The sequence below is a fragment of the Chryseobacterium camelliae genome (assembly GCF_030818575.1).
In the GTDB taxonomy this organism is placed as follows: domain Bacteria; phylum Bacteroidota; class Bacteroidia; order Flavobacteriales; family Weeksellaceae; genus Chryseobacterium; species Chryseobacterium camelliae_A.
In genome coordinates, this window is record NZ_JAUTAL010000001.1 from 3,951,395 (window position 1) to 3,974,780 (window position 23,386).

The following is a 23,386-nucleotide window of genomic DNA, read 5'->3' on the forward strand; positions in this document are numbered from 1 at the left end:
CTCAATAGATATTAGGGAGTTTTAAACAACGCTCTTTTTGAAATATTCTGGAATTTTTGTAAATGGCAATATTAAATTAATACCGTATCTTTATATAGTATTTTATCCGTTATGAAACAAGATATTGAAAATAAGCTGATCGGTAAAAACACCAGGCCTACCAGCATGAGGATTCTGGTCTATGACTTCTTAAGTTCTCAGGAAGCCGCCATGTCCTTATCTGAAATTGAAAATCATTTTGACCATGCGGACAGGACAACCATTTACAGAACGTTAAAAACTTTTGAGGAAAAAGGTATTGTACACGGAATTCAGGAAAATGCAACTACCAAATACAAGCTCTGCCATGACGGTTGCAACGAGAATACCCATAAAGACTGGCATCTGCATTTTTACTGTAAAATCTGCCAGCAGACAACCTGCAAAGAAGATATATCCTTTCCGGAAAACATGCGCACAGATTTTAGGATTGACGAAATCAGGCTTTTTGCCAAAGGGATCTGTGAAAACTGCCTGGAAAGTTTGCAATAGTATTGCATGCCTTTTCCCTGTAGCTTTGTTTTAAAATTACGAAATATGGAACAATGCTGCAGCACAAAAACGAAAGATAAACTCAACAATTCCGAACATACAGGCCACAACCATGATCATGGGCATGACCATTCTCATGATACCGCCGGGAAAACAACACTTCAGATGTTTATGCCTGCCCTTATTTCGTTTGGAATTCTGCTGTCCGGAATTGTACTGGATAATTTTTCCCAACCCGAATGGTTTTCTGGATGGATCAGGCTCATCTGGTATCTCATAGCTTATGTTCCTGTAGGACTCCCGGTACTGAAAGAAGCATGGCAGAGCATCATTCACGGGGATGTCTTTTCAGAATTTTTTCTGATGGGTGTGGCTACAATAGGAGCTTTTGCCATCGGAGAATATCCTGAAGGTGTTGCAGTAATGCTGTTCTACTCCGTAGGGGAAGTTTTTCAGGCCATGGCTGTGACCCGTGCAACCACCAATATAAAATCTCTTCTCGACCAGCGACCGGATGAAGTGGTAGTCATCAGGGATTCGCGTACGCACATGGTAAAAGCGGAAACCGTACAAATTGGAGAAATCATCCAGCTGAAATCCGGGGAGAAACTGGGACTTGATGGCGAGCTCCTTTCGGAAAAAGCTTCCTTCAACACCGCTGCGCTTACCGGGGAAAGTAAACCTGATACCAAGATGCAAGGAGAGGCGGTTCTCGCGGGCATGATCAACCTGAATACCGTAAGCCAGGTAAAGGTTACTGCTGCCTATAAAGACAGCAAGCTGAGTAAAATACTCGAGTTGGTACAGAATGCCACAGCACAGAAGGCACCAACAGAACTCTTTATCCGGAAATTTGCCAAAATATACACGCCGATCGTCGTTTTCCTGGCTATAGCCATTACTTTTCTGCCTTACTTCTTTGTGACGGATTATATATTCAGAGACTGGCTGTACAGAGCATTGGTATTTCTTGTGATATCATGTCCCTGTGCATTGGTGATTTCCATCCCGTTAGGCTATTTCGGCGGGATAGGCGCCGGAAGCAGGAACGGTATCCTGATCAAGGGAAGTACATTTCTGGACAGGCTTGCTACCATTCAGGAAGTTGTCATGGATAAAACAGGAACCTTAACTGAGGGTGTTTTCAAAGTCCAGTCCGCAAATTTTACGGAAGGAACGGATGTTGCTGAAGTGTTGAAGATGGTCAATGTCCTGGAAAGCAAGAGCACACATCCCGTTGCGACGGCAATTCATCAGTATGCGGGGGCAATAGATCATTCAATCGTTGTGGAGAAGGTGGAAGAAATAGCAGGATATGGTATGAAAGCCAGGATCAACGGAAAAGATTTGTTGGTGGGGAATTTCAGGATGATGGACCAATTCGGCATCCCTTATAATATCGATGTACAGAATGATACATATACGCTTATTGCGGTTGCTTATGATCATCAATTTGCAGGATACTTTACGATTGCCGATGCGATTAAACCTGATGCCAGAGCGGCTATTGATCAGCTGAAGGCATTAAAGATCAGAGCAACCATGCTTAGTGGGGATAAATCTTCAGTGGTCAGGCATGTAGCCGATGAACTGGGAATTGCAAATGCCTACGGTGATCTTTTACCGGAAGATAAGGTTAATAAAGTCAAAGAAATCAAAGCCGGGAACAGAAGCGTAGCTTTTGTAGGGGATGGGGTCAATGATGCTCCGGTAGTCGCTTTAAGTGATGTAGGGATTGCTATGGGCGGATTGGGAAGTGATGCGACCATAGAAACTGCAGATATCGTAATTCAGGATGACAGGCCAGGAAAAATCCCTATGGCCATCTCCATCGGAAGGCAGACCAAGAAAATTGTCTGGCAGAATATTATTCTGGCATTTGTGGTAAAAGCCGTTGTGCTGATCCTGGGCGCCGGAGGAATTGCCAATATGTGGGAGGCTGTTTTTGCTGACGTAGGCGTAGCATTGCTGGCGATTGTGAATGCCGTGCGTATCCAGAGGATGAATTTTAAATTGTCATAAGCACGGTAAAGTGCCCGTGAAATATTAAGGTAGCTTTTGAAAGATCTGTTCAGAAAGCTACCTTAGTAGCGTTTTACCGTGTAGTTGCCAATACTGACTTTCATCATGACAATACTGTGGAGTGTTTCAAATTTGTATCTTTGTAAGAGATAAAACCGGTTTGAAGTATATCATATCCATATTCATCATCTTTATGATTGCAGTACGTCCTGTGCTGCCACTGGTGAATTATGCTGTGAATTATGATTATATCACCAAAAATCTTTGCGAAAACAGAACGGTTCCGCAATCTACCTGTAAAGGTAAATGCTACCTTGAAAAAGAGCTTTCCAAAACGGAAAAACAGTCTGGGAATGTTCAGGCGTCAAAAGTTTCTGCTCCGGATCATTTCCTTACCCGTGAAATTCTTTCCGTCACCAATCTTGTAGTCTTCACACAGATGAGCCATAAGGATTTCATCTATTCTGATTCATATACCCGGGAATACTGTACCGGTGTTTTCCATCCTCCATTGTGCTGACCCAGATATGATCATTCTGATTGCTGAAATCAGTGGCAGATCAGTAGTCTGTTAAGTATTCTTTAAGATTCAGGTTGAATATAAATATACCTGTTCGGAATCAGTATTATTTTAATTACCTTTAACAATGAAAAAGCATCTTTTTCTGACGTTTCTTACGTCAGTATCTTTATGTGCCTGCGCTCAGGAGGCTCCTAAAGTAAAACATAAAAAAACAGTGACCCTGTCTGAGCAGGAGCTCAAGAATATTAAGGTTGTAAACGCCGAAGATCCGGTATGTCATATGAAGACGGCCGAGTTTTTAAAAGATACGGCTGTTTACCAGCATAAAACGTACGGTTTTTGCAGTGCTTCGTGCAAAGAAGAATTTAAAAAAAGACCAGCCAAGTATGTCCGCCAGTAAGAAGAAAACCAGTAATGCCAAAAACAAAATCATCATTCCCCTGGTGGTTTTTGCCCTCCTGTTCGTCGGGATTGGTATCGGGATGAGCTATTTCAGGAGCAGCCTGTACACGGTGATGAAAGTCCCGGATTTTGAACTGACGGATCAGAACAACAAAAAGGTTACTCCAAAAGATATGCTGGGAAAAGTATACCTTGTTGAGTTTTTTTTCAGCCGTTGTCCAACCATCTGTCCTGTAATGAACAGCAATATGAAGGTCATTAACAATGAAATTAAAAATCCGGATTTCGGAATTCTTTCTATCAGCATAGATCCTGATCATGATACTCCGGAAAACTTACGTCAGCATGCGGAAAGCCTGGGAATTCACTCACCGGATTGGCATTTTCTTACCGGGAACAGGGCATATATCGGAAAGCTTGCGGATCAATTCAATATTTATGTAGGCGACCAGGAAGATCAGGCGGAAAGCCTTAATCACAGTGGTATGATTGCCTTGGTAGACCGTGAAGGCAACATCCGGTGCAGATATAATAAAGATCATATGCCGATCCTTTATTATTCTGGCCTGAATTACGCCGATCCCGACGGTAAAACACCGGATTTGCGGGGCAAATACCATCCTGACCGTGAAAAACTGATTGAAGACATTAAGAAATTACTACAGTAATATAATACGAACCATTAAAAAAGAATAGTATGAAAATTTTAAAAGTAGCCGCTTTAAGTGCGGTTTTCGCAGCACAGTTTGCCATGGCGCAGTTTAAGCAGACTCCATTGCCGTACGCTTATGATGCATTGGAAGGATCAATAGATGCTAAAACAATGGAAATTCATTACACCAAGCACGCAGCAGGGTATGTTACCAACCTGAATAAAGCTATTGCAGGAACACCTCAGGAAAAACAGACTTTAATACAGATTCTTTCGGGGGTATCTAAACTGAGCCCGGCAGTACGGAATAATGCCGGCGGGCATTACAACCATGAATTGTTCTGGACCATCCTTACCCCTGAGAAAAACACTCAGCCATCGGCTCAGCTGTCGAAAGCCATTACGGCTACTTTCGGAAGCATGGATGCGCTGAAGGAAAAAATGAGCAAAGCGGGAGCTGACCGTTTCGGATCAGGGTGGGCCTGGCTTTCTGTGGATAAAAATGGTAAACTTTTCGTGTCTTCCACCCCTAACCAGGATAATCCTCTGATGGATGTAGTGGAAGAGAAAGGCACACCGATCTTAGGAATTGACGTATGGGAACATGCTTATTACCTGAAATATCAGAACAAGAGGGCTGATTACCTTACCGCCATCTGGAACATCATCAACTGGAAAGAAGTAAGCAAAAGGTATGAAGATGCCCTGATGAAAAAGTAATTCATGAAATTTTTTTGCAGCATATTCCTCATCTTTTACATGGTGTTCAGGCCTCTGATCCCCCTGGCGGAATATGCTGTAAATTATAGATACATTGCTGAGGTGCTGTGTATCAACAAAGCTAAACCGGAGCTCCATTGCAACGGAAAATGCTACCTGAGCAAAGAGCTGGCAAAAAACAGTGATGCTCCTTCACCTCTGGATAAAGTAAAAAATTCAGGGCAGAAAATCCTGGACATCTATCTTCTTCCGGGCATTACGGCTATTCAGCACGTTGCCGGATTCTCTTCAGAATATATCAGTTTCGCCTACCGGAAAGCATATGCCTTCCTTTTTCTTTATTCTATCTTCAGGCCTCCGGTTTTTTAAGTTGTATTTTAAATTTCAGGCTGCCGGCAGCAAATCAACGGGCAGTCAACGCCGTCATTTTAAACTTAAAATGGCTCTGTATCCTTATATCAATACTTAAAATCCAACTAAAAAATCAACAATGAAAATTTCTAAATTTATATTCCTATTCCTAATGGCCTTCAGTCTTACCATAGTCAGTTCATGTAGCAGCAATGACGAAGATGACCCAGCAGATGTAACACCGGGAAAGCTGCAGCTGAAATTTGAGAATGGTTTCAGTAACCTGGGCGGCATTGTGCTTAATCAGACAACCCAGATTTCTTCTTCCTGGCAGAGACATCAGTTCTCTACCTTAAAGTATATCATCAGCAATATCGTTTTAATCGATGAAAACGGAGCGGAATTTAAATACCATTACAACGATCCTGATCATGGTGCTTTTATCATAGACCAGGCAGAAGCTTCCGCAGGAATTAATTATATCAACCTCAGTGAAGTGCCTAAAAATAATTACAAGAAAATCAGGTTCGGACTGGGAATTAGCCAGTCTGCTTACCTTTTAGGACAAAACGGACAGGGAGAATTCTGGGCGAAAGCTAAAACGGCAGGGATGACGTGGTCATGGGCAGCAGGGTATATTTTTACAAAGCTGGAAGGAAAATACGGAAGTACTTCCGCTGATACGGCTTTTATGAATCATTGTGGTAATATGGGAAATGTTACAGCGAACAATACGCCTGACCTGTACCGTGAAATTACTTTGGACCTTCCGGTGAAAGCAAGGGTTACCACTTCCATCACTCCGTCTATTCATATGTTGGCGGATTTCAATCAGTACTTGAGCGGAGCAACTCCTATTACGCTGAATGCATCCAATGATATGGCGATGGGTTCCAGTCAGCACCTGGTAAATATCACCAATAATCTGACGGCCATGTTCAAAGTAGATCATGTGCACAATGATTAGGGTGATCCGGCAATTCCGGGGCAGAAAGAAAGTTCTGCTCCGGATTTCCCTTATCCTTACACTGGCCGTTTTAACTTCCTGTTCCGATGAGTTTGAAGGAGAGCCCATCAACCGGAATGAATCGTACCCATTGGAAATACCCGGATATTTTCCTGAGATGACTTTTGACCTCACAGGCAATCCGGTTACTGTAAATGGGGTGGCATTAGGTAAAAAACTCTTTTATGACGGCAGGTTATCCGGAAACAATACTATTTCCTGCGGGTTTTGCCACATCCAGGAATATGCCTTTACACATCACGGCCATACAGTAAGCCATGGAATCAATGACAGGCTTGGAATACGCAATGCACCTCCGATACAGAATATGGCCTTCCTGAAGAATTACACCTGGGACGGCGTCAGCCACAACCTGGATGAGCGTTCGCTGGTCCCCATTACAACGGATTTTGAAATGGACAGCAATATGCCGGAAGTGGTTAACAAACTCAATGCTGATGCTCAGTACAAAACATTGTTCAAAGCAGCTTTCGGGGATGATCAGATTACGGGGCAAAAGGTTTTACAGGCTTTATCACAGTTTATGGTGACCATGATTTCTGCGGATTCAAGATATGACCGCTATAAAAAGGGACTCATTGACTTTACCGCTGATGAAAAGCAGGGAATGGCACTATTCAATAATAAATGTGCTTCGTGTCATTCGGGGGAACTGTTTACGGATCAGACATTCAGGAATACCGGGATGTACTATAATCCCCAGCTAGATGACCGGGGACGATACAGGGTTACGTTGGACTGGAATGATAATATGAAGTTCAGGGTGCCCAGCCTCAGGAATGTAGAATATACCGCGCCGTATATGCATGATGGCCGGCTGTATACGCTGGATGCGGTCTTAAACTTTTACTCCGACCATGTGGAAAACCAGCCTAATCTCGATCCGCTGCTGAAACAGAACGGAACTATTGGAATCCCCATGACCAGTCAGGAAAAGCAACTGATCATTGCATTCCTGAAAACCCTTTCAGACCAGAATTTTATTTCTAATCCTAAATTTTCAGAATAATACCACCCTAATGAAGAAGTTTATCCTTGCAATCACCTGTATATGGGGAACTCTCACCTTTGCCAGAGAAACTCGTGACAGCATTGCTGTATTTAAAAATGATATCAATGATATTGTCCTGGACGACTGTGATGCCTGTGGCTGTGCTGCAGGAAACGGATCATCAGGATTTGAATCATTGCTCAATCCTCAGTTTATCGGAATTAAGTATTTTGCACAGCACTATAAAGCTAAAGAGAATTTGTTTGTAAAAGACCTTACTCAGGACCAGTATTTCAATACCCTACAGTTGTGGGGTAGGGTGCCCGTAACTAAAAATCTGAGCTTATACGCCAGCCTTCCTTTTCATTTTCATGATAAAAAAAACATGCAGGGTGATATCAGGATCAGCGGGGTAGGCGACATGAACCTGATGGGAATTTACAGCATCCTAAAATCTGAAGCTAAAGTGCATCAGCTGAATGCCGGAGCCGGTATAAAAATCCCTTTGGGCAGGTTTGATGAAAAAGGAATCTCAGGAGTCAATCCCAGTTTTCAGCTGGGGACGGGCAGCTGGGATTATCAGATGGTACTGAACTACCAATACCGTAAAGGAAATGCCGCAGTCATCATCAACACAGATTACACGGTAAAAACGGAAAATAAAAAGCATTACCGGTTTGGCAATCAGTGGAATTATGCTGCCACGGGATTTTATCAGCTGCTGACCGGTAAGGATATCGTATTTTCTGTAAAGACCGGCATACAGGGGGAGGTATATGATGGTAACCGTCAGTTTTCAGAACCGTTGCCCAATACCGCCGGTAGTGCCCTGTATGGAAAGCTGGGATTTGAAGCGGCTTATAAAAGATTCAGCCTGGGCAGTGAAGTGATGCTTCCGGCTTATTCCCATCTTGCCGGAGGTGATATTGAAGCCAAATCGAGGTTCAGCATTTTCCTGAATATTGGAATATAATCCGGACTGCCGGTAAGTCTTCCCAGTTCCCGGCTATATAATTTTTAAAACCTGACAGGGGTAAAGCTGTCAGGTTTTTTGTGCTCATAAAAGCTGGAGTAATTATTTGAATCAGAAAATTAAGAGGCGGATCAGAGTAAGATAAAACAAAAAAAACTCATGTAACAAATCATTATTATCAATTTCAAGATTCGTCAGAAAATATCACAACTTAGTTTCATTATGTAGAAGCAACTTTTGGAGGTGTAGAATTATTCTTACCTGATATAGGTGGTATCCCAAAAATAAATTTTTAAAACTGCATTTAGGATCAGTATACTTTTTGTGAAGCAGATGCTTCTCCTGTTAAATCTTTAATATGTGTCCGGGTTGTAAGATTGGATCTCTCAATAGAATTTGTACCAAATCTCCGGGTAGAATGAATGGTTTTAGGTGTCAAAAACCGATAATTCCTCAATTGATCGGTATATATTTTTTCTGCTCTGGAATGGATTAAAGTTTCAATGACATAGCTTAAAGTTTTGTTGGTCCTTTTTCCAACATGAAAACTGACTATTTGCTTTGTCGTTTTTTGAAATGCATAGGTAAGCCACACCGGATTTCTTTTACTGTTTATAAAAAATCTTAATTCATCTAATTCATAAGATTGTCCAAAAGAAATCTTAGGGGGTACCATATCATCTGCAATAGCAATAATCCTCTTAAGCAGTGTAGTGGTTGATATGGATAATAATCTTGCTGTGCTCCTTATTCCTAGACCTTCTTTTGTAAATCAAATGATCAGGGTGTTTATATTGGCCCTGTAAGCTTGGTAGGTATAAAAGGCTATGAATCTTTTACGGCAGTTTTTACAGAAGTACTGCTGTTTTCCGGTTTTTGTAGTCCCGTTTTTTATGATGCTGCAGCAATAGCAGTACCTGCAGATCCGTGCATCACTAAATCTGATACACGAGGAATGATCCTCAATCATTTGGCTATGTTTTTTAGGGCTAAAATAAACAAGAGCAGGAAGATATCCTACTCTTGTTTTTATTATTTCTTGTTCAATGAGTTTTGAAAATCAAGCGTTTAAATAGAAATAATACTCTATCACTAACTCTGATACATGACCAAGGATCCATGAGGTCTCATTTTACCAATAGGGTTCACTAAGACAAGGTCAATTATTGTTAAACTTTAAGAAATAATTGTCAATCATTTGGCTATATTTTTTGATAAACAAGAGCAGGTAAATATCCTACTCTTGCTTTATTAATCTAATAAATTTATACTAAAAATCAAGCATTTAATATAAATAATCTTATATCACTAATTCTGATACATAGGCCTTTATAATTCTTCTCTGACATCTTCGATATAAATACCTTTATCATTTTCATATAAATACCTTTCTAAATATGTCTTTCCTTCAGTTTGAGAACCCAGAATAGCAATATATCGTGTACAGGCTATAGCAATAAATGATGACATATTTTCAGTTTCCACAAATAAAATTGGATAAGTAACATCAAAAAATATCTTTAAATTTTCTTTATTTTGAAAAAATAATGGATCACAATAAAAAATGTCAATGAATGAGTATATAGCAAATTCTTCTTTTTTTACTATAAAATTTGATATATTACATAGATAAAAAGATTCTATTTTTTTTCTAATATAAATTGATATTTCATCTTTATTATATCCAAATAATTGGTAAGTTCTAGCATAGTCTAATGCTTTTAATGAAGCATCTTTATCTACTATATCGAAATAATTTTCATATTCAGTTTTAAAGTCTTCTATATGAAAATTATAATATTTCCTATATTGTTCTGCAATAGCAAGTTGCTCTTGATCTGGTTTTCCTAATATGTCTTTAAACATGTTCATTATATAACTTCATGGATATTAAAAAGCTTAATAAACTGATAATATACTTTACCTTTTATAAACCATTACCCTTCGTCATGTACTTTTTAATTTTATCTTTAAAATCTTCAAAATTAGAATCAAAAAAATATGGAGGACGTGTAGAAAAGCAGAATATTAATTCATCCATAAAAAAAGCTACTCTCTCCCAGCAATTATCTTCATATTTATCATAATCATATTTATGATGAATAATCTTGCTAAATTCCACAAAATCTTTCTCTGTCAATTGGTATTTATTCTTGTACAAATTTATATAGTCAAATATTGAAAAGAAAAAATCATTATACTGATCTAGAGTTAATTTTGAGATTTTTTCCGGATTGAATTCAACATATAATTTTTCTAAAATTTTCCTTATAATAACATCTCTTTCTTCCATATGTCTAATTATTTTATTGGTTGCCAAGCTGGCGCAGTGATTTGGATTAATGCTCTAAATGTCCCTACATTCATAGGAATTGCAGGTCGTATTGTCATAATTTAGAATATGTTATTCTTATTTTCGATTTGGTTGCATGCGAAGCTGCCTGCAATTTCAACACTTTTAATCAAGCTGTAATTCAAATCATCAATTAGAGTTTAGAAGTCAATTATCATAAAAAATCATTCCTAGAATAATGCTGTAATCTTCACTGCTAAAGATAGAACAACTTCTTTTTTCCCCATCAATAACAGATAGCCTTATATTCTGTAAATCTGAATTTTTCATTTTTTTTACAACTTCTCCATGCCCATCAAAATAATTATTTGCATGTATGCTATATTCAAGTCTATCATTATAAATATCATATAAATGTTGTTTTGTTTCTACAAAAGATAAAGTAAAAATGTCTTTTTTATCTTTAATTATTTTTATGTAATCAACAACCTGATCTAAATAGTATCTTATATCATATAGATCATTTATAATTTTATCATTCATTTTTATCAATTTTCATTTGTCTGAAAAACAGGGAAGTTTACCAAAACAAAAGTTTACCCACGGATTAAAAATCTGCGAGAGCGAGATTTATTACCATAAATTTTTAACATCTTTTTGAAAATTATCTATTATTAAATATATTTTCATATATTCTTCATCGAGATAAAAAATGTAATTATCTACATTAACCATCTTTATACTTGAGATGTTTATTCTATCTAACTGATTGAAGGCGTGAATTTTTTTTTCTAAAAATTCTATTTCTTTATAGGGAGCATTTTTATCATGATATATATTCAATCTTAACTTATATAAGGAAATCAAATCTTTTATATTGATAAGATTATTAGAATATTCTAGATTATCTATATTTATTGTTGAATCAAAATCTTTAATAGATTTTATTATATTGTCCTTCATTACTATTTTATTAATTGAACATTTGCACCATATACAACTCCTGGAACAAGCCATTCATTTTCTGGTTTTCCAGAAGGAATTGAATTACCTTGTGCTGTTATAGATAAATTTGGTATAGCTTGCCCAGCTTGAAAATATTTAGATAAAATTATTCCTCCTGAGCCTCCACTAAAATGCTTAGCTACTGCAGGATCAGTCGTCCAAGATGTCCATATGGAATAATTATCACCTTCAGCATGTAAATCTTGACTTCTATGTGGCCCTTTTAGAGTACTTACTATTCTTAAACCATTCGGTATTGCAATACCCATTAAACCTTGAGAATACATATCCGCATCAAAAACATTTTTAGGTGACGCTATTCCTCTATAGAGTAAAATCCCTGATTCATCTGCTGGTACATCCGTTGCTCCTGTAAGCGGAATATCATAACCGCGTGCATGAGAACTGTCTCCGTTCAACATAAGAGGCATTGCCCAAAGACCCCCTTTAGCAATTGATCCTACGGCTGCAACTACCTCTTCCCAAGTTAAGATAGCTTCACCCATAGGTATTACTTCGCCTACTTGTACAGCTCTTGATACTGTGGCACCGGGTGCAAAAGCAGTTATTTCAGCACCTCTTTTTCCTCCAAAAAGGTTGCGAATCCAGTCTTTAAACCCCTGCCATCTTGAGGGACCAGGGTCTCCGTTACTTCCTCCACCTCCGTACATAAAACTCATGGAATAATTATTCCCTGAATACAGTCCAGATGCATACTGAGAACCTCCGAAAAAATCACTTCCCATAAGGGTGGAATTAGGATCAAAATCCCAGTGTCCCGTCTCATTAAATACCCCCATGCGGCAGGCTTCATCCCGTCCGGGTCTATAAAATTGAGAGGATTATTATATGCATAATTATATGGACTGTGTCTGCGCATTATTTCAGCCAGTGGATCCATAACACCCCGTCGTCCGATATCAGACATATACATTCTTACTACGTAATCACTTTAACCCGTTTCATTCTGTAACTGTTTACCATTATATTGATAGTTGTAAGAAGGATTTCATACCGTTTGGTTGTAGCCTTAATACTTCAGCATAAAAGGATAATAGTTTTTTTCTTTAGGAGCTTCTGCGCTGCCATCGGCGTTTTTAAAATAGCTTAATCTCACTGAACTTCGTTCGTATTCTTCGTAAAAATTTCTATTTTACTAGTAGATCCAGATGATCCTTATAGCTGCAAATATTGATTTTAAAAATTAATTCATCACTAACTCTGACACTCCGTAAATGACCAGAATGATTTTAACCTCATAAACAAACAAGAGCAGGAGTTATCTGCTCTTGTTTTGTATTATTTTAATTTTTAATGGTTTTAATAACTTAAAGATTGAAAACATAGCATCTTAATCTGATATATGAACTTGGAATTTCTATTATTTTTTATAATAAACCGGACCGTTTTTATTTATTTTCTTTGGAAAAAAATCTTTAAGATCAATATCATAAACGATAGGATCACAGGATTTTGTTGTTTTATCATTACTTATTGTCAAAGTATTACTCAAAATATCATCTATGTTTTCATTAAGAATGTTACCTTTTATATCAATTTCAATTATATTACAACGATTATCGTTATCCTGTATTTTAATACCTGATGTATATATATCACTTTTAGGTGGTGGTAAAGGCATGTAGTAATACTTTAATAAATACTCATAATTAAAATCTTTATCCAATATGATCATCGAAGGTATAAACATGTAATTACCTGCTGAGCCTGTATGTAATCTAATATCATAAATAGATTTTTTTTTATTTTCAATACTTTGTTTAAAAAGAGCAAGTATTCCTTTATTATATTTTTTGGAAAAGAAGATTATATTTACTAAATCAACATTTCTTACTTTTTTATCGAAGTCAAATTTTTTTCTATCTAGAATATAAAATACATCATAATGCTTATTTTCAAATATTTTTATGATACTTTTCTTTTCTGTATTTAAATTAACCGAGAATTCTTTATCCTCTATATCAGCCATTTTCATTTGAGAAAAGACACTCATATTAATGGTTAATACTAATAACACTATTATTTTATTTAATTGTTTTGACTCCATATTTTGTCATTATAATATTAAAATTCCTTTGAATGGCTGATCCGTCTTTATACCAAACCCACCCATTTATATACTTATCCTGTGAGGTTTGATTATATTTAATGAAACTTTCAAATCCTATTTTCCCTCCATTAGGCCAAAGGCTTGAATAATCCCTATTTATAAAAATATCTCTAGATTTTACAATGGAAGAAATTCCCGTTCCAAAAAGGTCATCATACCTTACTGACCAGCAAGACCCCATTATTAAGTTTTTACCACTTTTAACATAATTTACAATTCCAATAAAACTATTTATACTATTCAACTTATCTGATGATAGTTTACTTTTATCAGAGATATATTGTTGAATATCGCTGCCTAAAATTTTTTCCGTATCAATATTTGTATAAAAACCAGTATCTCCCACCATCACATATTTGCCTGTACTTGGATCACGAATGACATCTCCATTTTCATCAAAAGTATAACGTTCACTTACCAGACCATGTGCATTAATATAAATATTGTCGGCTTGAGTATTTCCTAAATATGCTGTCAATTTTTTCATTGCGTCTTGTAGACTTATTGCATCAATCACATGCCATCCATTTGCTTCAAAATCACTATTTACAAAATTACCAAGACCATTTTTATCACCTCTTAAAAAATTGAGGATAATATTTGTAGCTGTATTACTAGTACTGCCACTTCCTCCACCTCCATACATAAAGCTCATGGCATAATTGTTTCCGGAATACAGTCCCGGAGTGTACTGAGAACCTCCGAAAAAATCACTTCCCATAAGGGTGGAATTAGGATCAAAATCCCAGTGTCCCGTCTCATTAAATACCCCCATGCGGCCAGGCTTCATCCCGTCCGGATCTATGAAATTAACAGGATTGTTAAATGCATAGTTGTACGGCGAATGCCTTCTCATATCTTCAGCTAAAGGATCCATAACACCCCATCGGCCGATATCCGGCATATAGAACCTTGCCCCGTAATCATACATGCCGGTTTCCTGGATTTCCTTACCGTTGTACTTGTAGTTCTGGTATCCGCCCAATAAACTGGTCAGTCCACCAATGTGGTTCATCCCGAAAGCATAATAATTGTTGGTATCGGTAATCTCTGTATTCCCTTCACTATTCCTTGCATAGGTTATCCTTGCATTCCCCAGGTGGTCCTTATACTGGTAAATATAACGGTTTTCCGTGAAACTGTAAAACCCTTCCGAGGTGGCCACAAAATCAAGCACCCAGGGAGAAGGTGCCGGGCGCAGGGTTTCCGAATTGGAGAATGCCTGCCGTTCATACGCCACTTCGGTACTGCACCAAAAACAAGGCGAAGAAGCATCATTATAGCTGTATTGAAAACCGTCCAGGTAATCCGTCATTCTCGTGGTCCCTATCTGGCCACGGCTTCCCGGTGCCACATATGTTTTGCGGATCTTGACCCCGTCTGCACGGTACAGATAATCCAGTGAAAAATTAGTCATCATCCCTAATGGATTAACCTGGCTTATAGAAAATGAATCCGGAAGGCTCAGGTAATTGTAGGCAATAGATTGTATGCCTTTATCCAGCATGTTGACCATATTGCCATTAAGGTCATAGTCTATATAATTGTTGCCGCCTTCGTAACCGGTATCATTAAGGGCATTCTCGGTGATTTTCATTAAGCGGTTCCCGCTGTACTGGTAATCGAGGTTGTCTACTACCGTAGCGGTCTGACCGGAAACAGGCACAGCTGTCCTTTTAAGGTTGGTGATGTTCCCGTTAAGGTCATAGTTCAGGTATTCGTCAAAGGTATTGCTGGCACCCGTCGAAGGTTCTTTATAAAAGGCATTCTTTAAGCGGTTTAGCCTGTCATATTCGTAGTTGTATCTTTTTAGCAGGTTTTCGGAGGCATTATTCCAGTCAACTTCTGCTATATTCCCGCTGAACCTGCCGGGAGTGATGTTCTGGTTTATGGGATTGGTATAGCGAAGTGCATATCCAAACAGGTCGTTCCCCAGGTTATCCGGATCGTTAATTTTAGTCATCCATCCCCGGATGTTATAGGTATAGTCTATACTCTGTAAAGGGTTTGCAGCAGATATGCCTCCTACCTTCTTATTGGTCAACTGGGAAAGCTCATTATAGGTATGCTGCGCCAGGATCTCTTCCGTATTGTTATCCACTTTATGCCTGTGGACCAGAAGCCGGTTCTGGCTGTCGTACAGGAAGGTCTCGGTAATGACCCGTTCACCATCCGTAGAGAGCCTCTTGTGGCGGGTAATGGTCTGTTGTGGAACCCCTGAGAAATCAAGCAGGGATTCTACATGGGTATAACCGCCTAAATGATTGATGGAATACACAATGACCGGCCTTCCTTTCATATCATAGCCGGTAAAGTTCTTCGTCCAGTTGTCATTTTCTATATTCTTAAGGTAAGACGCTAAAGGAAGGGTTTTGGTATTTACTGCAACGCCCGGTCCAGCCTGGGGAAGGAGAGGCTGTCCCATCACCTGGGAAGTCGTTATAGGATAACCAGGTGGGTAAGTATCGTAATAGTTAACAGAAAATGCTTTATCAAAGTAAGGAAAGTGCGCGTTGGTGTAATAGATCTTCATGCCATCACTTTTAGCAAAGCCTGTATTATCACGATTTTCCGTAATAACATTCCCACCGATCATATCCTGCATCTCCTGCCTGCTTCCTCCTGAAACAATTCCTGTTATAATGATTCTCCCAAAAGTATCATATTTGGTGAACAGCCATTTGGCCGTAGGCCGCATAACAGCATCCTGGGTAAAAATAAGACGGTCCGCTTTATCATATACCATATATTCCCAGCCTTTTCCCGGAAGCTTTTTTTCCACCAGGCGGTTCCATCCGTCATACCGGTATTGATAACAGAATGTATCGAGCATGGCAGCAGAGACAGGCTGGTCTTTTGCCATAGGAGGAATTACACAGACCAGCTGGTTGTATTCATTATACACATAATACGTATCAGCCATAAGATCTGTACCTGCACCTTTCCTGACAAGCACCACCTGCCCTTCTTTATTCTTGTACTGTATCGAAGTATTCTGGTCTTCGTCAGTCAACGTATTTTTAATCAGCACTCCTGCAGGATAAGTCCCGTTTTCCGAGATCGCCGTTTCTGTCCTTCCTTCTGCCCATGCAGTGCTGACGGTATATTTTTTTACTTCACCGGCTGTATTGGTATTGTAGCCGGCTGTCGCAGGATGCGCCTGCCATTCCTGCCCGGGTGCGATGCTGCCTAAAACTCTTGAAAGCGGGGAGCTTTCCAGGATGGAGTGGGAAAACGGCCGGTTATCGCCATACACTGTCACGGCATTTGATTTTACGGCAGCCGTATCCTGAACGGCTCCGTTGAGGCTTGGCATCGGGACCGAATACCAGTTGTCTACTGATCTTCCATAGGCATCATAAGGAATATGCTGCACCATATCCTTACCGGCAGGAGACGCTTTAATGGCTACCGATTGGAAAGGCCTCCCGAAGCTGTCGAAATACTGTACATTTTCAGCAGTTTTGGTACAATCTCCGTTAAGGCAGGTCTTGGTGTAAATATAATTTTCTGTTGCGGTAAGGCTGCCCTGCGCATGCAGGGCAACTGCCATCCATAGGGCAAATAAAGTTATGATCTTTTTCATACTTGTGTTTTTAAACAGTTGAGTACGCCTGCAGGAGTACATTGATCTATCGTTAATCTCTGAAGATCCATCTGATTTATATAACATCATCCAACTTAATTTTTATAATTATACTGGTACTCTTTGATCTTGCTGATCACAGTATTCCCTGAAGCATCTTTTTCTTCTCTTTTCATGATCTTCAGCCTTCCCGCTGCATCATACTCATAAAGTTCCCGCAGCCCGTTGGGAGATGTCATCGTGGTAACGCCCACGAGGGGGTCATAGGTATAAGCGGTTATCCGGTAGCCTGTCATGGAAGCATCTTTACGCAGATTATCCAGGGCAGCAATGAGGCTGCCTTCGGCGGCCGAATTAAGGTTATCAGCGTCCGAAGCCTGCACTGCTGCTGTTACCAGCGGGCTGTCTTTTACAGCTGCAAACTGGGCACCTTCAATTTTAGCAATCACCTGAGTACCGTTATATCCATAAATGAACACTACAGGTTGCCCGGCATCTGAGGATATCTGCACAGGATTGTTCCCGGAATCATAGGCATCCATCTTCACTGCTTTTTTCAGGCTGCCGTCTGCAAGGTTGGCAGCCAGCACTGAGGTTGGGAGGAGAGAGAGGTTTTTATATTCGGTGATGGTCCTGGAAATGGTTTTTCCGTTTTTCTTCTCTTCCGTAATGACCGGTATACCCGTCATGTTGGCGGCTACGAGATGAGCATAGTCCGGCAGTCCTGCGGCATAGGTTAAAAAACGCTCTGAAACTTCTCCGTCAGCAGTATTTTTAATGTAATAAGGCTGAAGATTAGAGTTGCTGATATGGGTCTCGGAAGCAGCCTGGAGAATTCCGCCTCCGGCATAATAAGCCTTGCTCACAGATCCTGTTTTTTTCAGATAAGCGGTTTTGGATTTAATGTTGCTGCTGCTGCTGAAAATGTATTCTTCATCAAAATAATGATCCGGTTCATAGGTATAAAATTCTGAATTCAAAAGCGTATTCTGAACGTCATAAATTTCTTTTTTCATCATCAGTCCCTGTTTGGTTACATTGTAATAAGGCCAGAAATACACTGGGTCTGATGCAGTTCCCCCCACCTGCTGCTTAGGAAAATCATCGGGATTGCCGAAAGTATATTTCGTATAGCCGAGACCTGTTTCAGATACTTTTACATTTCTGTACAAGGTATAGCTGTTTGATGCGCCTTCTTCATTCACAAAACCATACCCACTTGAGCTGTTGGACATATCAAAAGCATCGTATTCGTAATGTATGGTCTTTTTGGGAACTGTGTCTCCGGTACCTGCATAGTACTTGATGGATTTCAGCCTTCGTCTGCCTGCTTTCAAAGCATTTCTGTACGGCTGAGGGCGGAATTTGGTTTCAATAACAGTATATGTTCCGACACCGCTGACGTAAGGGTCATACACAGCCTGCAGGGTATACACTCCCGGATAGATTAAAAGTTCCTTGCTCTCATTATTATAATTGGTAAAAACAAATATCTGCTCACTTCCCTTTTTCAATATAAATTTAAGATTTTTAGGAGGCTTCGGGGTCCCGGGTAAGGAAGGCAGGTCGTTGCCGCTGTAATTCTTTGCAATATTCAGTTTGAAGACAAATCTTTTTTTCTTTGACGCGTCACCGGGAATCGTAAAATCCTGGCTTGCAGCAGTTGAAGTATTGACCTGATTGGTCATTATTGCTTGTTCATACTGAATTTCCGGATTAAATGTAAGGCTGCTCTCGATAGAAGCTAAATAGGCAGAGTCATTATAATTGAAGAAAAGTTCTCCCTGTTCGTATTCATACTGAGTAACCGCTCCCTGCGGGAAAATGATCTTTTCAAGCTTTGATGATGAATAGACAAAATCAGTACGTTCGATCTTCGTAGCGTTTTTATCCTTTTTTTCAATATAATTAAGTGTCCTGCTTCCATTAACGGATGATCCGAAAACATAGCTGTATACAGTTTCGCCTGCCGGATTTTTGATGGTCATTCCCTGTAGTGAATACGGATCATTAACTGATTTCTCAAGTGCTTCATCATAGGTCTGGCTGAATATGACCTGTCCCTTCTTGCTTTGGATGCTTTTCAGGCGGTAGTTTTCATAAAGACGTATGTTGCCTGAATATTTATCTTTTTTGTCGTAGGTAAAATTAACCAGCGATATCCCTGAGGCATTTTTAATTTCCGTCAGCATATAGGCGGAATTATATTCAACGCCCAAAAATTCATCCGGGAATTTATAGCGGTTGACATTCACCGTATTGAAGAAGTATTGGTATCCCTGATCATCCGTAAGAGTGAAATTCTTGATTTTCAGGGTTGCCGATACGCTGTTGTCTCTTTCATAGGTGATCTTCATATTATCCATTGTCATTTTCACCAATGAAAAAGTGTCATTTGAAGTATTCCTCTTAATTATAAATTTACCCGAATAACCTGGCAGATTATAGTAGTAAATATCATCAAACTCATTTTTCGTATAATAAGATGCAGAAGCGTCATGATACGATTCATCTGCCAGATCACCCATTACTTTCTTATACACCACACCACCGGCTGCGAATGACCATCCATCCCCTACATCGGATACATCGCTGCCATAATCACTCATACTGTTATAGCTGAGCCCTAAAGGATAATTGAAATTACCTGTATTTCCCGGAAATTCCAATAAAGGGATCTGTATAGAAGGCTGACCTGTCTGAATAGATACAGGAGCATCAGAAAACTTTGCCATGGAAGCCATGGAAGGTGATGCGATAGGGGTCGTTACCCAGTCTCCTACGCTTGATTGAGCTAAGGCATCATTATTTCCTAGCAAAAGAACCATCAGCAAAAATGTCATGCCAATTTTCTTATTTTTTTCTATCATTTATTATTTTTTAATCAGTTTAGCACTTGCTGTTTTGTTGTCATTGGTTTTTACACTCACCAGATAAGCTCCCTGAACCAAGGCCTGAGTGTTGATCTTTGTCACCTTGTTTTTAGTCCTGATGCTCTGAAGCTGCCTTCCGCCCATATCATACACACTGATCTCAGCCTCAAAAGCTCCCACTCTCTGGCCCTCAAACCCTATTTCTACATACGCATAATCACTCACAGGGTTCGGATAGATCCTGATGTCCTGCTTCTCAATCAGCTGATCGATCTGACTGTCCCCAAGCTTCACGATCTTCCAGTTCTCTTTACCTAATTCCTCTGCACTGGTTCCGGCCAATACGATAGAGCCGTCACGGTTCAGCTTAATATCTGATAACCGCTCTTCTTTCTTGCTGGATTCTCCCTTCACATGCTTGCGCCACTGCTCATTGCCATTCTGGTCAACATACAGCATCCAGAACGTCTCATCATTATGCTCTATCCTTCCTTCTGCCTGCGTGTAACCGCCCAGTAAAATACCTTTAGTAGTATCCTGCCCATCTTGATTCTTGGTTCCTGGCTCTTGGCTCTTGGTTCCCCACTCCTGTCTCTTATTCACCACACTCATTCCCATCAAGACATCCCGGTTCTTAAAGTTGTAGGATTTCTGCCAGGCTTCTTCTCCTCTTTCATTTAAAGCGATCAGCCAGATATCAGTTCCTTCTTCTATCCCTACGGTTTTATTCCCCGATCTTTCAGATCTGGATTCCCCGCCAATGAGATAGCCCGTTGAAGTAAGAGCTAAGGTCCTTATATGATCATCGCCTTTGCCTCCAAAGTTCTTTTCCCACTCAACTTTCCCGTCCTTGCTTAATTTGACGATCCAATAGTCGCCTTCACCGTAATTGTCGACCGATTTTGCATGAGTGATAAGTGATGATTGATTATTGATTTTATCATCCATCAATGATCGATGATCATTCATAGTAACACTTCCGCTTCTGGAGTAGATCCCTAGTAAGGCACCGCCATCTTTTGTCGGGATCATCTTTTCCACCTCATCCAGGCCTCTGCCCCCTAAGATCAGCTGGGAGATTTCCTTACCGTTTTTATCCAGCCTGATGATCCAGGCATCTTTGGAACCATAACCTTTTCCTGAATTCTGGATATTCCCGGCAACAAAGAATCCTAAGTCCGTGGTCTGGATGACCGATCTGGCTTCTTCATCCGAAGCTGTGCCTAAGCTTTTCTGCCAGAGTTCATCCCCGAATTCATTGATCCTGATCAGCCAGATATCTGAGCCGCCTTTAGAATCATCCTTCTTATCTGAGCCTTTTCCGCTGAATGAGGTTCCTGCCAGAAGAAAACCTCCTTCCTGGGTATTTACGGTAGCAGATAAAAAATCATGGTTCTGGCCTGAGAAATATTTCTCCCAGATCTCTTCTCCCTGCTGGTTTAATTTCACCAGGTGGAAGTCATAGCCACTGTTTTGATTGCCTTCAGCAGAAAGTTTTTTGGATTGGATCGAACTGCCGGTAATTAAGTACTGCTGGTCAATGGTGGTGGTTACCTGGGAAAGGAAATCCTGTGAGGAGGATCGGATGTCTTTCTGCCAGATTACTTCCTGGGCAGACATACCCAGAGCTGCGCATAAGAACAATGCGCCAGTGTAGAATTTCTTCATACTCGTGTTTATTTTTTGTTTTAATGTTATTGCTTTTAATTCCGCAGCAAAAATACTCCTTTTGCTTCAGCTGTAAAAGATGATGACCATAATTTAATGTAAATATTATCATCATTATTTAATGATTCCGCAACAAAAGTAAATCAGCAAAACGACAAAACTTGTCGTATTAAAAATGGGAATAACCGGATTTTATTAAAATAATCCAAAAGAAGGGTAGGGTAAAGGAGTTTCATTATTTGCTGGTTTATTTTGCTGCAAAAATAGCACAGCTATAGATGCAAAACAACCGTGATTTTACGGAAAAATGCCTCCGGGAAAATACGGAGGTATCCATAGTCTTTATTTTACTGAATATAAAATATTTACGGAAATTTAAGCCTGTTCCATCCCTGAAAATCAAGATACTAAGACATGGGGATTAAGCTTTCGAATAAGCTTATCAAAACCTTGATCACTAAAATAAAGGAATAATTTATTGCATGTACTTTCCCGAATAAGTATCTATTTTTATTTTAATACCTGTTATTCTTAAGCAAACATCTTTGAGGAAAACTTCAATACCCAAAAACAAATATAAAATATCTTGGGAAGAGTGTTATTTGGAGGATATGGAATGTTTTGATTAAACAAAAAAAAGAGATTCATACAATGAATCTCTTTAAGTAGCCCGTAGGGGAATCGAACCCCTCTTACCAGAATGAAAATCTGAGGTCCTAACCGATAGACGAACGGGCCAGCTATCTTCCACCTGTTACGGCGGGTTAGTTTTTGTTTTTATAAGTATCAACTCTTACAACAATCATTAGGTTAGTGCAATGATTGTTTAGTAGCCCGTAGGGGAATCGAACCCCTCTTACCAGAATGAAAATCTGAGGTCCTAACCGATAGACGAACGGGCCAACTATGCTTATTAAGCCAGTTTATTAACGTGCTTAGTTAATTTGCTTTTTAAGTTAGCTGCTTTGTTTTTATGGATAATATTTTTCTTCGCTAATTTATCCAACAAAGAGATTACTTTTGGCAATTGCTCTGCAGCAGCAGCTTTATCCTCTTCATTTCTTAACGCCTTCAGGGCTGTTCTAGCAGTCTTGTGGTAGTATCTGTTACGAAGTCTTCTTACTTCGTTTTGTCTGATTCTTTTTAATGCTGATTTATGATTTGCCATATCGTTCAAATGTGAGTGCAAAAGTATAAACTATTTTTTTAACTACCAAATTTATCTTTGAAAAATTTTAATTTTTTTCTGATAAATATTGTCTTAGTTTATCCGTTGCCTGTTATGTTTCTTTTAATTATCTTCTACTCTTATATTTTTAGATCCTGCTTCCCGGCAGGATCATCTCATGGTTCCATTTTCTGTCATCATTAGGAGGGTAAATTCCTGCAATTATTACTTAAAAACGGCCATTTTACGTTTCAAGATCTGAAACCTTTTTATATCTATGCCTGGAACCCTGAACTTATTCATCTTTGATCAAAGCCTTTGGGACTGCCTGGATTTCTAAGGCATTACCTTATACTTCATTGCGCATGACATAAAATTTGGTAGCCTATAGGGGAATCGAACCCCTGTTGCAAGAATGAAAATCTTGAGTCCTGACCACTAGACGAATAGGCCAAATTTTGAGGCGCAAA

General features: G+C 39.4%; 20 protein-coding genes, 3 tRNA genes and 1 pseudogene. 10 read left to right on the forward strand and 14 right to left on the reverse strand.

Features of this window, described 5'->3' with window-relative positions; translation table 11 throughout:
• The first annotated feature begins 111 nt into the window (after positions 1 to 111).
• The 10 genes from QE404_RS18140 to QE404_RS18185 all read left to right on the forward strand — a co-directional run bounded on the left by QE404_RS18140 (position 112) and on the right by QE404_RS18185 (position 8,192).
• On the forward strand, positions 112 to 531 hold the full coding sequence (locus tag QE404_RS18140) for a Fur family transcriptional regulator (RefSeq protein ID WP_307452920.1): 420 nt from the start codon (positions 112 to 114) through the stop codon (positions 529 to 531).
• A gap of 45 nt (positions 532 to 576) precedes the next feature.
• On the forward strand, positions 577 to 2,553 hold the full coding sequence (locus QE404_RS18145) for a heavy metal translocating P-type ATPase (protein WP_307452922.1): 1,977 nt from the start codon (positions 577 to 579) through the stop codon (positions 2,551 to 2,553).
• A gap of 160 nt (positions 2,554 to 2,713) precedes the next feature.
• Positions 2,714 to 3,073, forward strand: coding sequence for a hypothetical protein (locus QE404_RS18150; RefSeq protein ID WP_307452924.1), 360 nt, complete (start codon positions 2,714 to 2,716; stop codon positions 3,071 to 3,073).
• A 127-nt stretch (positions 3,074 to 3,200) separates the two neighbouring features.
• The gene (locus QE404_RS18155; RefSeq protein WP_307452926.1) at positions 3,201 to 3,476 is read left to right on the forward strand and encodes a YHS domain-containing protein; all 276 of its coding nucleotides are present in this window, start codon (positions 3,201 to 3,203) and stop codon (positions 3,474 to 3,476) included.
• Positions 3,463 to 4,146 (forward strand): SCO family protein, encoded by a 684-nt coding sequence (locus QE404_RS18160; protein ID WP_307452927.1) that lies wholly within the window; start codon positions 3,463 to 3,465, stop codon positions 4,144 to 4,146. Before QE404_RS18155 ends, QE404_RS18160 begins: the two co-directional genes overlap by 14 nt.
• Before the next feature lie 29 nt (positions 4,147 to 4,175).
• On the forward strand, positions 4,176 to 4,850 hold the full coding sequence (locus tag QE404_RS18165) for a superoxide dismutase (RefSeq protein ID WP_307452929.1): 675 nt from the start codon (positions 4,176 to 4,178) through the stop codon (positions 4,848 to 4,850).
• Positions 4,851 to 4,853: 3 nt separating this feature from the next.
• On the forward strand, positions 4,854 to 5,219 hold the full coding sequence (locus QE404_RS18170) for a hypothetical protein (RefSeq protein ID WP_307452931.1): 366 nt from the start codon (positions 4,854 to 4,856) through the stop codon (positions 5,217 to 5,219).
• Positions 5,220 to 5,340: 121 nt separating this feature from the next.
• Entirely contained in the window at positions 5,341 to 6,168 is an 828-nt protein-coding gene (locus QE404_RS18175) for an MbnP family protein (RefSeq protein WP_307452935.1), read from the forward strand.
• Entirely contained in the window at positions 6,152 to 7,237 is a 1,086-nt protein-coding gene (locus QE404_RS18180) for a cytochrome-c peroxidase (RefSeq protein WP_307452937.1), read from the forward strand. The genes QE404_RS18175 and QE404_RS18180 overlap by 17 nt, the downstream gene beginning before the upstream one ends.
• A 10-nt stretch (positions 7,238 to 7,247) precedes the next feature.
• Positions 7,248 to 8,192, forward strand: coding sequence for a transporter (locus tag QE404_RS18185; RefSeq protein ID WP_307454053.1), 945 nt, complete (start codon positions 7,248 to 7,250; stop codon positions 8,190 to 8,192).
• 257 nt (positions 8,193 to 8,449) lie between these two features.
• Here QE404_RS18185 and QE404_RS19385 read toward each other — a convergent pair.
• The 14 genes and pseudogenes from QE404_RS19385 to QE404_RS18255 all read right to left on the reverse strand — a co-directional run bounded on the left by QE404_RS19385 (position 8,450) and on the right by QE404_RS18255 (position 23,369).
• Positions 8,450 to 9,162 (reverse strand): annotated as a pseudogene (locus QE404_RS19385) (IS1 family transposase).
• Positions 9,163 to 9,521: 359 nt separating this feature from the next.
• The gene (locus tag QE404_RS18195; protein WP_307452943.1) at positions 9,522 to 10,058 is read right to left on the reverse strand and encodes a hypothetical protein; all 537 of its coding nucleotides are present in this window, start codon (positions 10,056 to 10,058) and stop codon (positions 9,522 to 9,524) included.
• Positions 10,059 to 10,119: 61 nt separating this feature from the next.
• Positions 10,120 to 10,485 carry a hypothetical protein gene (locus QE404_RS18200; RefSeq protein WP_307452944.1) on the reverse strand — a complete coding sequence of 122 codons (366 nt, stop codon included), beginning with the start codon at positions 10,483 to 10,485 and terminating at the stop codon, positions 10,120 to 10,122.
• A 207-nt stretch (positions 10,486 to 10,692) separates the two neighbouring features.
• A complete protein-coding gene (locus QE404_RS18205) occupies positions 10,693 to 11,028 on the reverse strand; it encodes a hypothetical protein (RefSeq protein WP_307452947.1) in 336 nt (111 codons plus the stop codon).
• Positions 11,029 to 11,118: 90 nt separating this feature from the next.
• Positions 11,119 to 11,448, reverse strand: coding sequence for a hypothetical protein (locus QE404_RS18210; protein WP_307452949.1), 330 nt, complete (start codon positions 11,446 to 11,448; stop codon positions 11,119 to 11,121).
• A gap of 2 nt (positions 11,449 to 11,450) precedes the next feature.
• Positions 11,451 to 12,236, reverse strand: coding sequence for a hypothetical protein (locus QE404_RS18215; RefSeq protein WP_307452951.1), 786 nt, complete (start codon positions 12,234 to 12,236; stop codon positions 11,451 to 11,453).
• Between the two features lie 635 nt (positions 12,237 to 12,871).
• Entirely contained in the window at positions 12,872 to 13,558 is a 687-nt protein-coding gene (locus QE404_RS18220; protein ID WP_307452953.1) for a hypothetical protein, read from the reverse strand.
• Positions 13,536 to 17,207 carry a DUF6443 domain-containing protein gene (locus QE404_RS18225; RefSeq protein ID WP_307452955.1) on the reverse strand — a complete coding sequence of 1,224 codons (3,672 nt, stop codon included), beginning with the start codon at positions 17,205 to 17,207 and terminating at the stop codon, positions 13,536 to 13,538. The genes QE404_RS18220 and QE404_RS18225 overlap by 23 nt, the downstream gene beginning before the upstream one ends.
• A 95-nt stretch (positions 17,208 to 17,302) precedes the next feature.
• Positions 17,303 to 20,077, reverse strand: coding sequence for a hypothetical protein (locus QE404_RS18230; protein ID WP_307452957.1), 2,775 nt, complete (start codon positions 20,075 to 20,077; stop codon positions 17,303 to 17,305).
• 3 nt (positions 20,078 to 20,080) lie between these two features.
• Entirely contained in the window at positions 20,081 to 21,748 is a 1,668-nt protein-coding gene (locus tag QE404_RS18235; protein ID WP_307452959.1) for a T9SS type A sorting domain-containing protein, read from the reverse strand.
• 666 nt (positions 21,749 to 22,414) lie between these two features.
• A tRNA-Glu gene (locus QE404_RS18240) sits at positions 22,415 to 22,486 on the reverse strand.
• Positions 22,487 to 22,578: 92 nt separating this feature from the next.
• A tRNA-Glu gene (locus QE404_RS18245) sits at positions 22,579 to 22,650 on the reverse strand.
• An 11-nt stretch (positions 22,651 to 22,661) separates the two neighbouring features.
• Complete coding sequence (gene rpsT / locus QE404_RS18250) at positions 22,662 to 22,916, reverse strand: 30S ribosomal protein S20 (protein ID WP_307452960.1); 255 nt, start codon at positions 22,914 to 22,916, stop codon at positions 22,662 to 22,664.
• A gap of 378 nt (positions 22,917 to 23,294) precedes the next feature.
• Positions 23,295 to 23,369: transfer RNA gene (locus tag QE404_RS18255), tRNA-Glu, on the reverse strand.
• Between the last annotated feature and the right edge of the window lie 17 nt (positions 23,370 to 23,386).

Coding starts and splice junctions, on each gene's coding strand:
- QE404_RS18215 (WP_307452951.1), bottom strand. CDS start 12,236: ATGGGAAGTGATTTTTTCGGAGGTTCTCAGTATGCATCTGGACTGTAT.
- QE404_RS18185 (WP_307454053.1), top strand. CDS start 7,248: ATGAAGAAGTTTATCCTTGCAATCACCTGTATATGGGGAACTCTCACC.
- QE404_RS18170 (WP_307452931.1), top strand. CDS start 4,854: ATGAAATTTTTTTGCAGCATATTCCTCATCTTTTACATGGTGTTCAGG.
- rpsT (WP_307452960.1), bottom strand. CDS start 22,916: ATGGCAAATCATAAATCAGCATTAAAAAGAATCAGACAAAACGAAGTA.
- QE404_RS18230 (WP_307452957.1), bottom strand. CDS start 20,077: ATGATAGAAAAAAATAAGAAAATTGGCATGACATTTTTGCTGATGGTT.
- QE404_RS18175 (WP_307452935.1), top strand. CDS start 5,341: ATGAAAATTTCTAAATTTATATTCCTATTCCTAATGGCCTTCAGTCTT.
- QE404_RS18180 (WP_307452937.1), top strand. CDS start 6,152: ATGTGCACAATGATTAGGGTGATCCGGCAATTCCGGGGCAGAAAGAAA.
- QE404_RS18235 (WP_307452959.1), bottom strand. CDS start 21,748: ATGAAGAAATTCTACACTGGCGCATTGTTCTTATGCGCAGCTCTGGGT.
- QE404_RS18200 (WP_307452944.1), bottom strand. CDS start 10,485: ATGGAAGAAAGAGATGTTATTATAAGGAAAATTTTAGAAAAATTATAT.
- QE404_RS18210 (WP_307452949.1), bottom strand. CDS start 11,448: ATGAAGGACAATATAATAAAATCTATTAAAGATTTTGATTCAACAATA.
- QE404_RS18145 (WP_307452922.1), top strand. CDS start 577: ATGGAACAATGCTGCAGCACAAAAACGAAAGATAAACTCAACAATTCC.
- QE404_RS18140 (WP_307452920.1), top strand. CDS start 112: ATGAAACAAGATATTGAAAATAAGCTGATCGGTAAAAACACCAGGCCT.
- QE404_RS18220 (WP_307452953.1), bottom strand. CDS start 13,558: ATGGAGTCAAAACAATTAAATAAAATAATAGTGTTATTAGTATTAACC.
- QE404_RS18155 (WP_307452926.1), top strand. CDS start 3,201: ATGAAAAAGCATCTTTTTCTGACGTTTCTTACGTCAGTATCTTTATGT.
- QE404_RS18165 (WP_307452929.1), top strand. CDS start 4,176: ATGAAAATTTTAAAAGTAGCCGCTTTAAGTGCGGTTTTCGCAGCACAG.
- QE404_RS18225 (WP_307452955.1), bottom strand. CDS start 17,207: ATGAAAAAGATCATAACTTTATTTGCCCTATGGATGGCAGTTGCCCTG.
- QE404_RS18205 (WP_307452947.1), bottom strand. CDS start 11,028: ATGAATGATAAAATTATAAATGATCTATATGATATAAGATACTATTTA.
- QE404_RS18195 (WP_307452943.1), bottom strand. CDS start 10,058: ATGTTTAAAGACATATTAGGAAAACCAGATCAAGAGCAACTTGCTATT.
- QE404_RS18160 (WP_307452927.1), top strand. CDS start 3,463: ATGTCCGCCAGTAAGAAGAAAACCAGTAATGCCAAAAACAAAATCATC.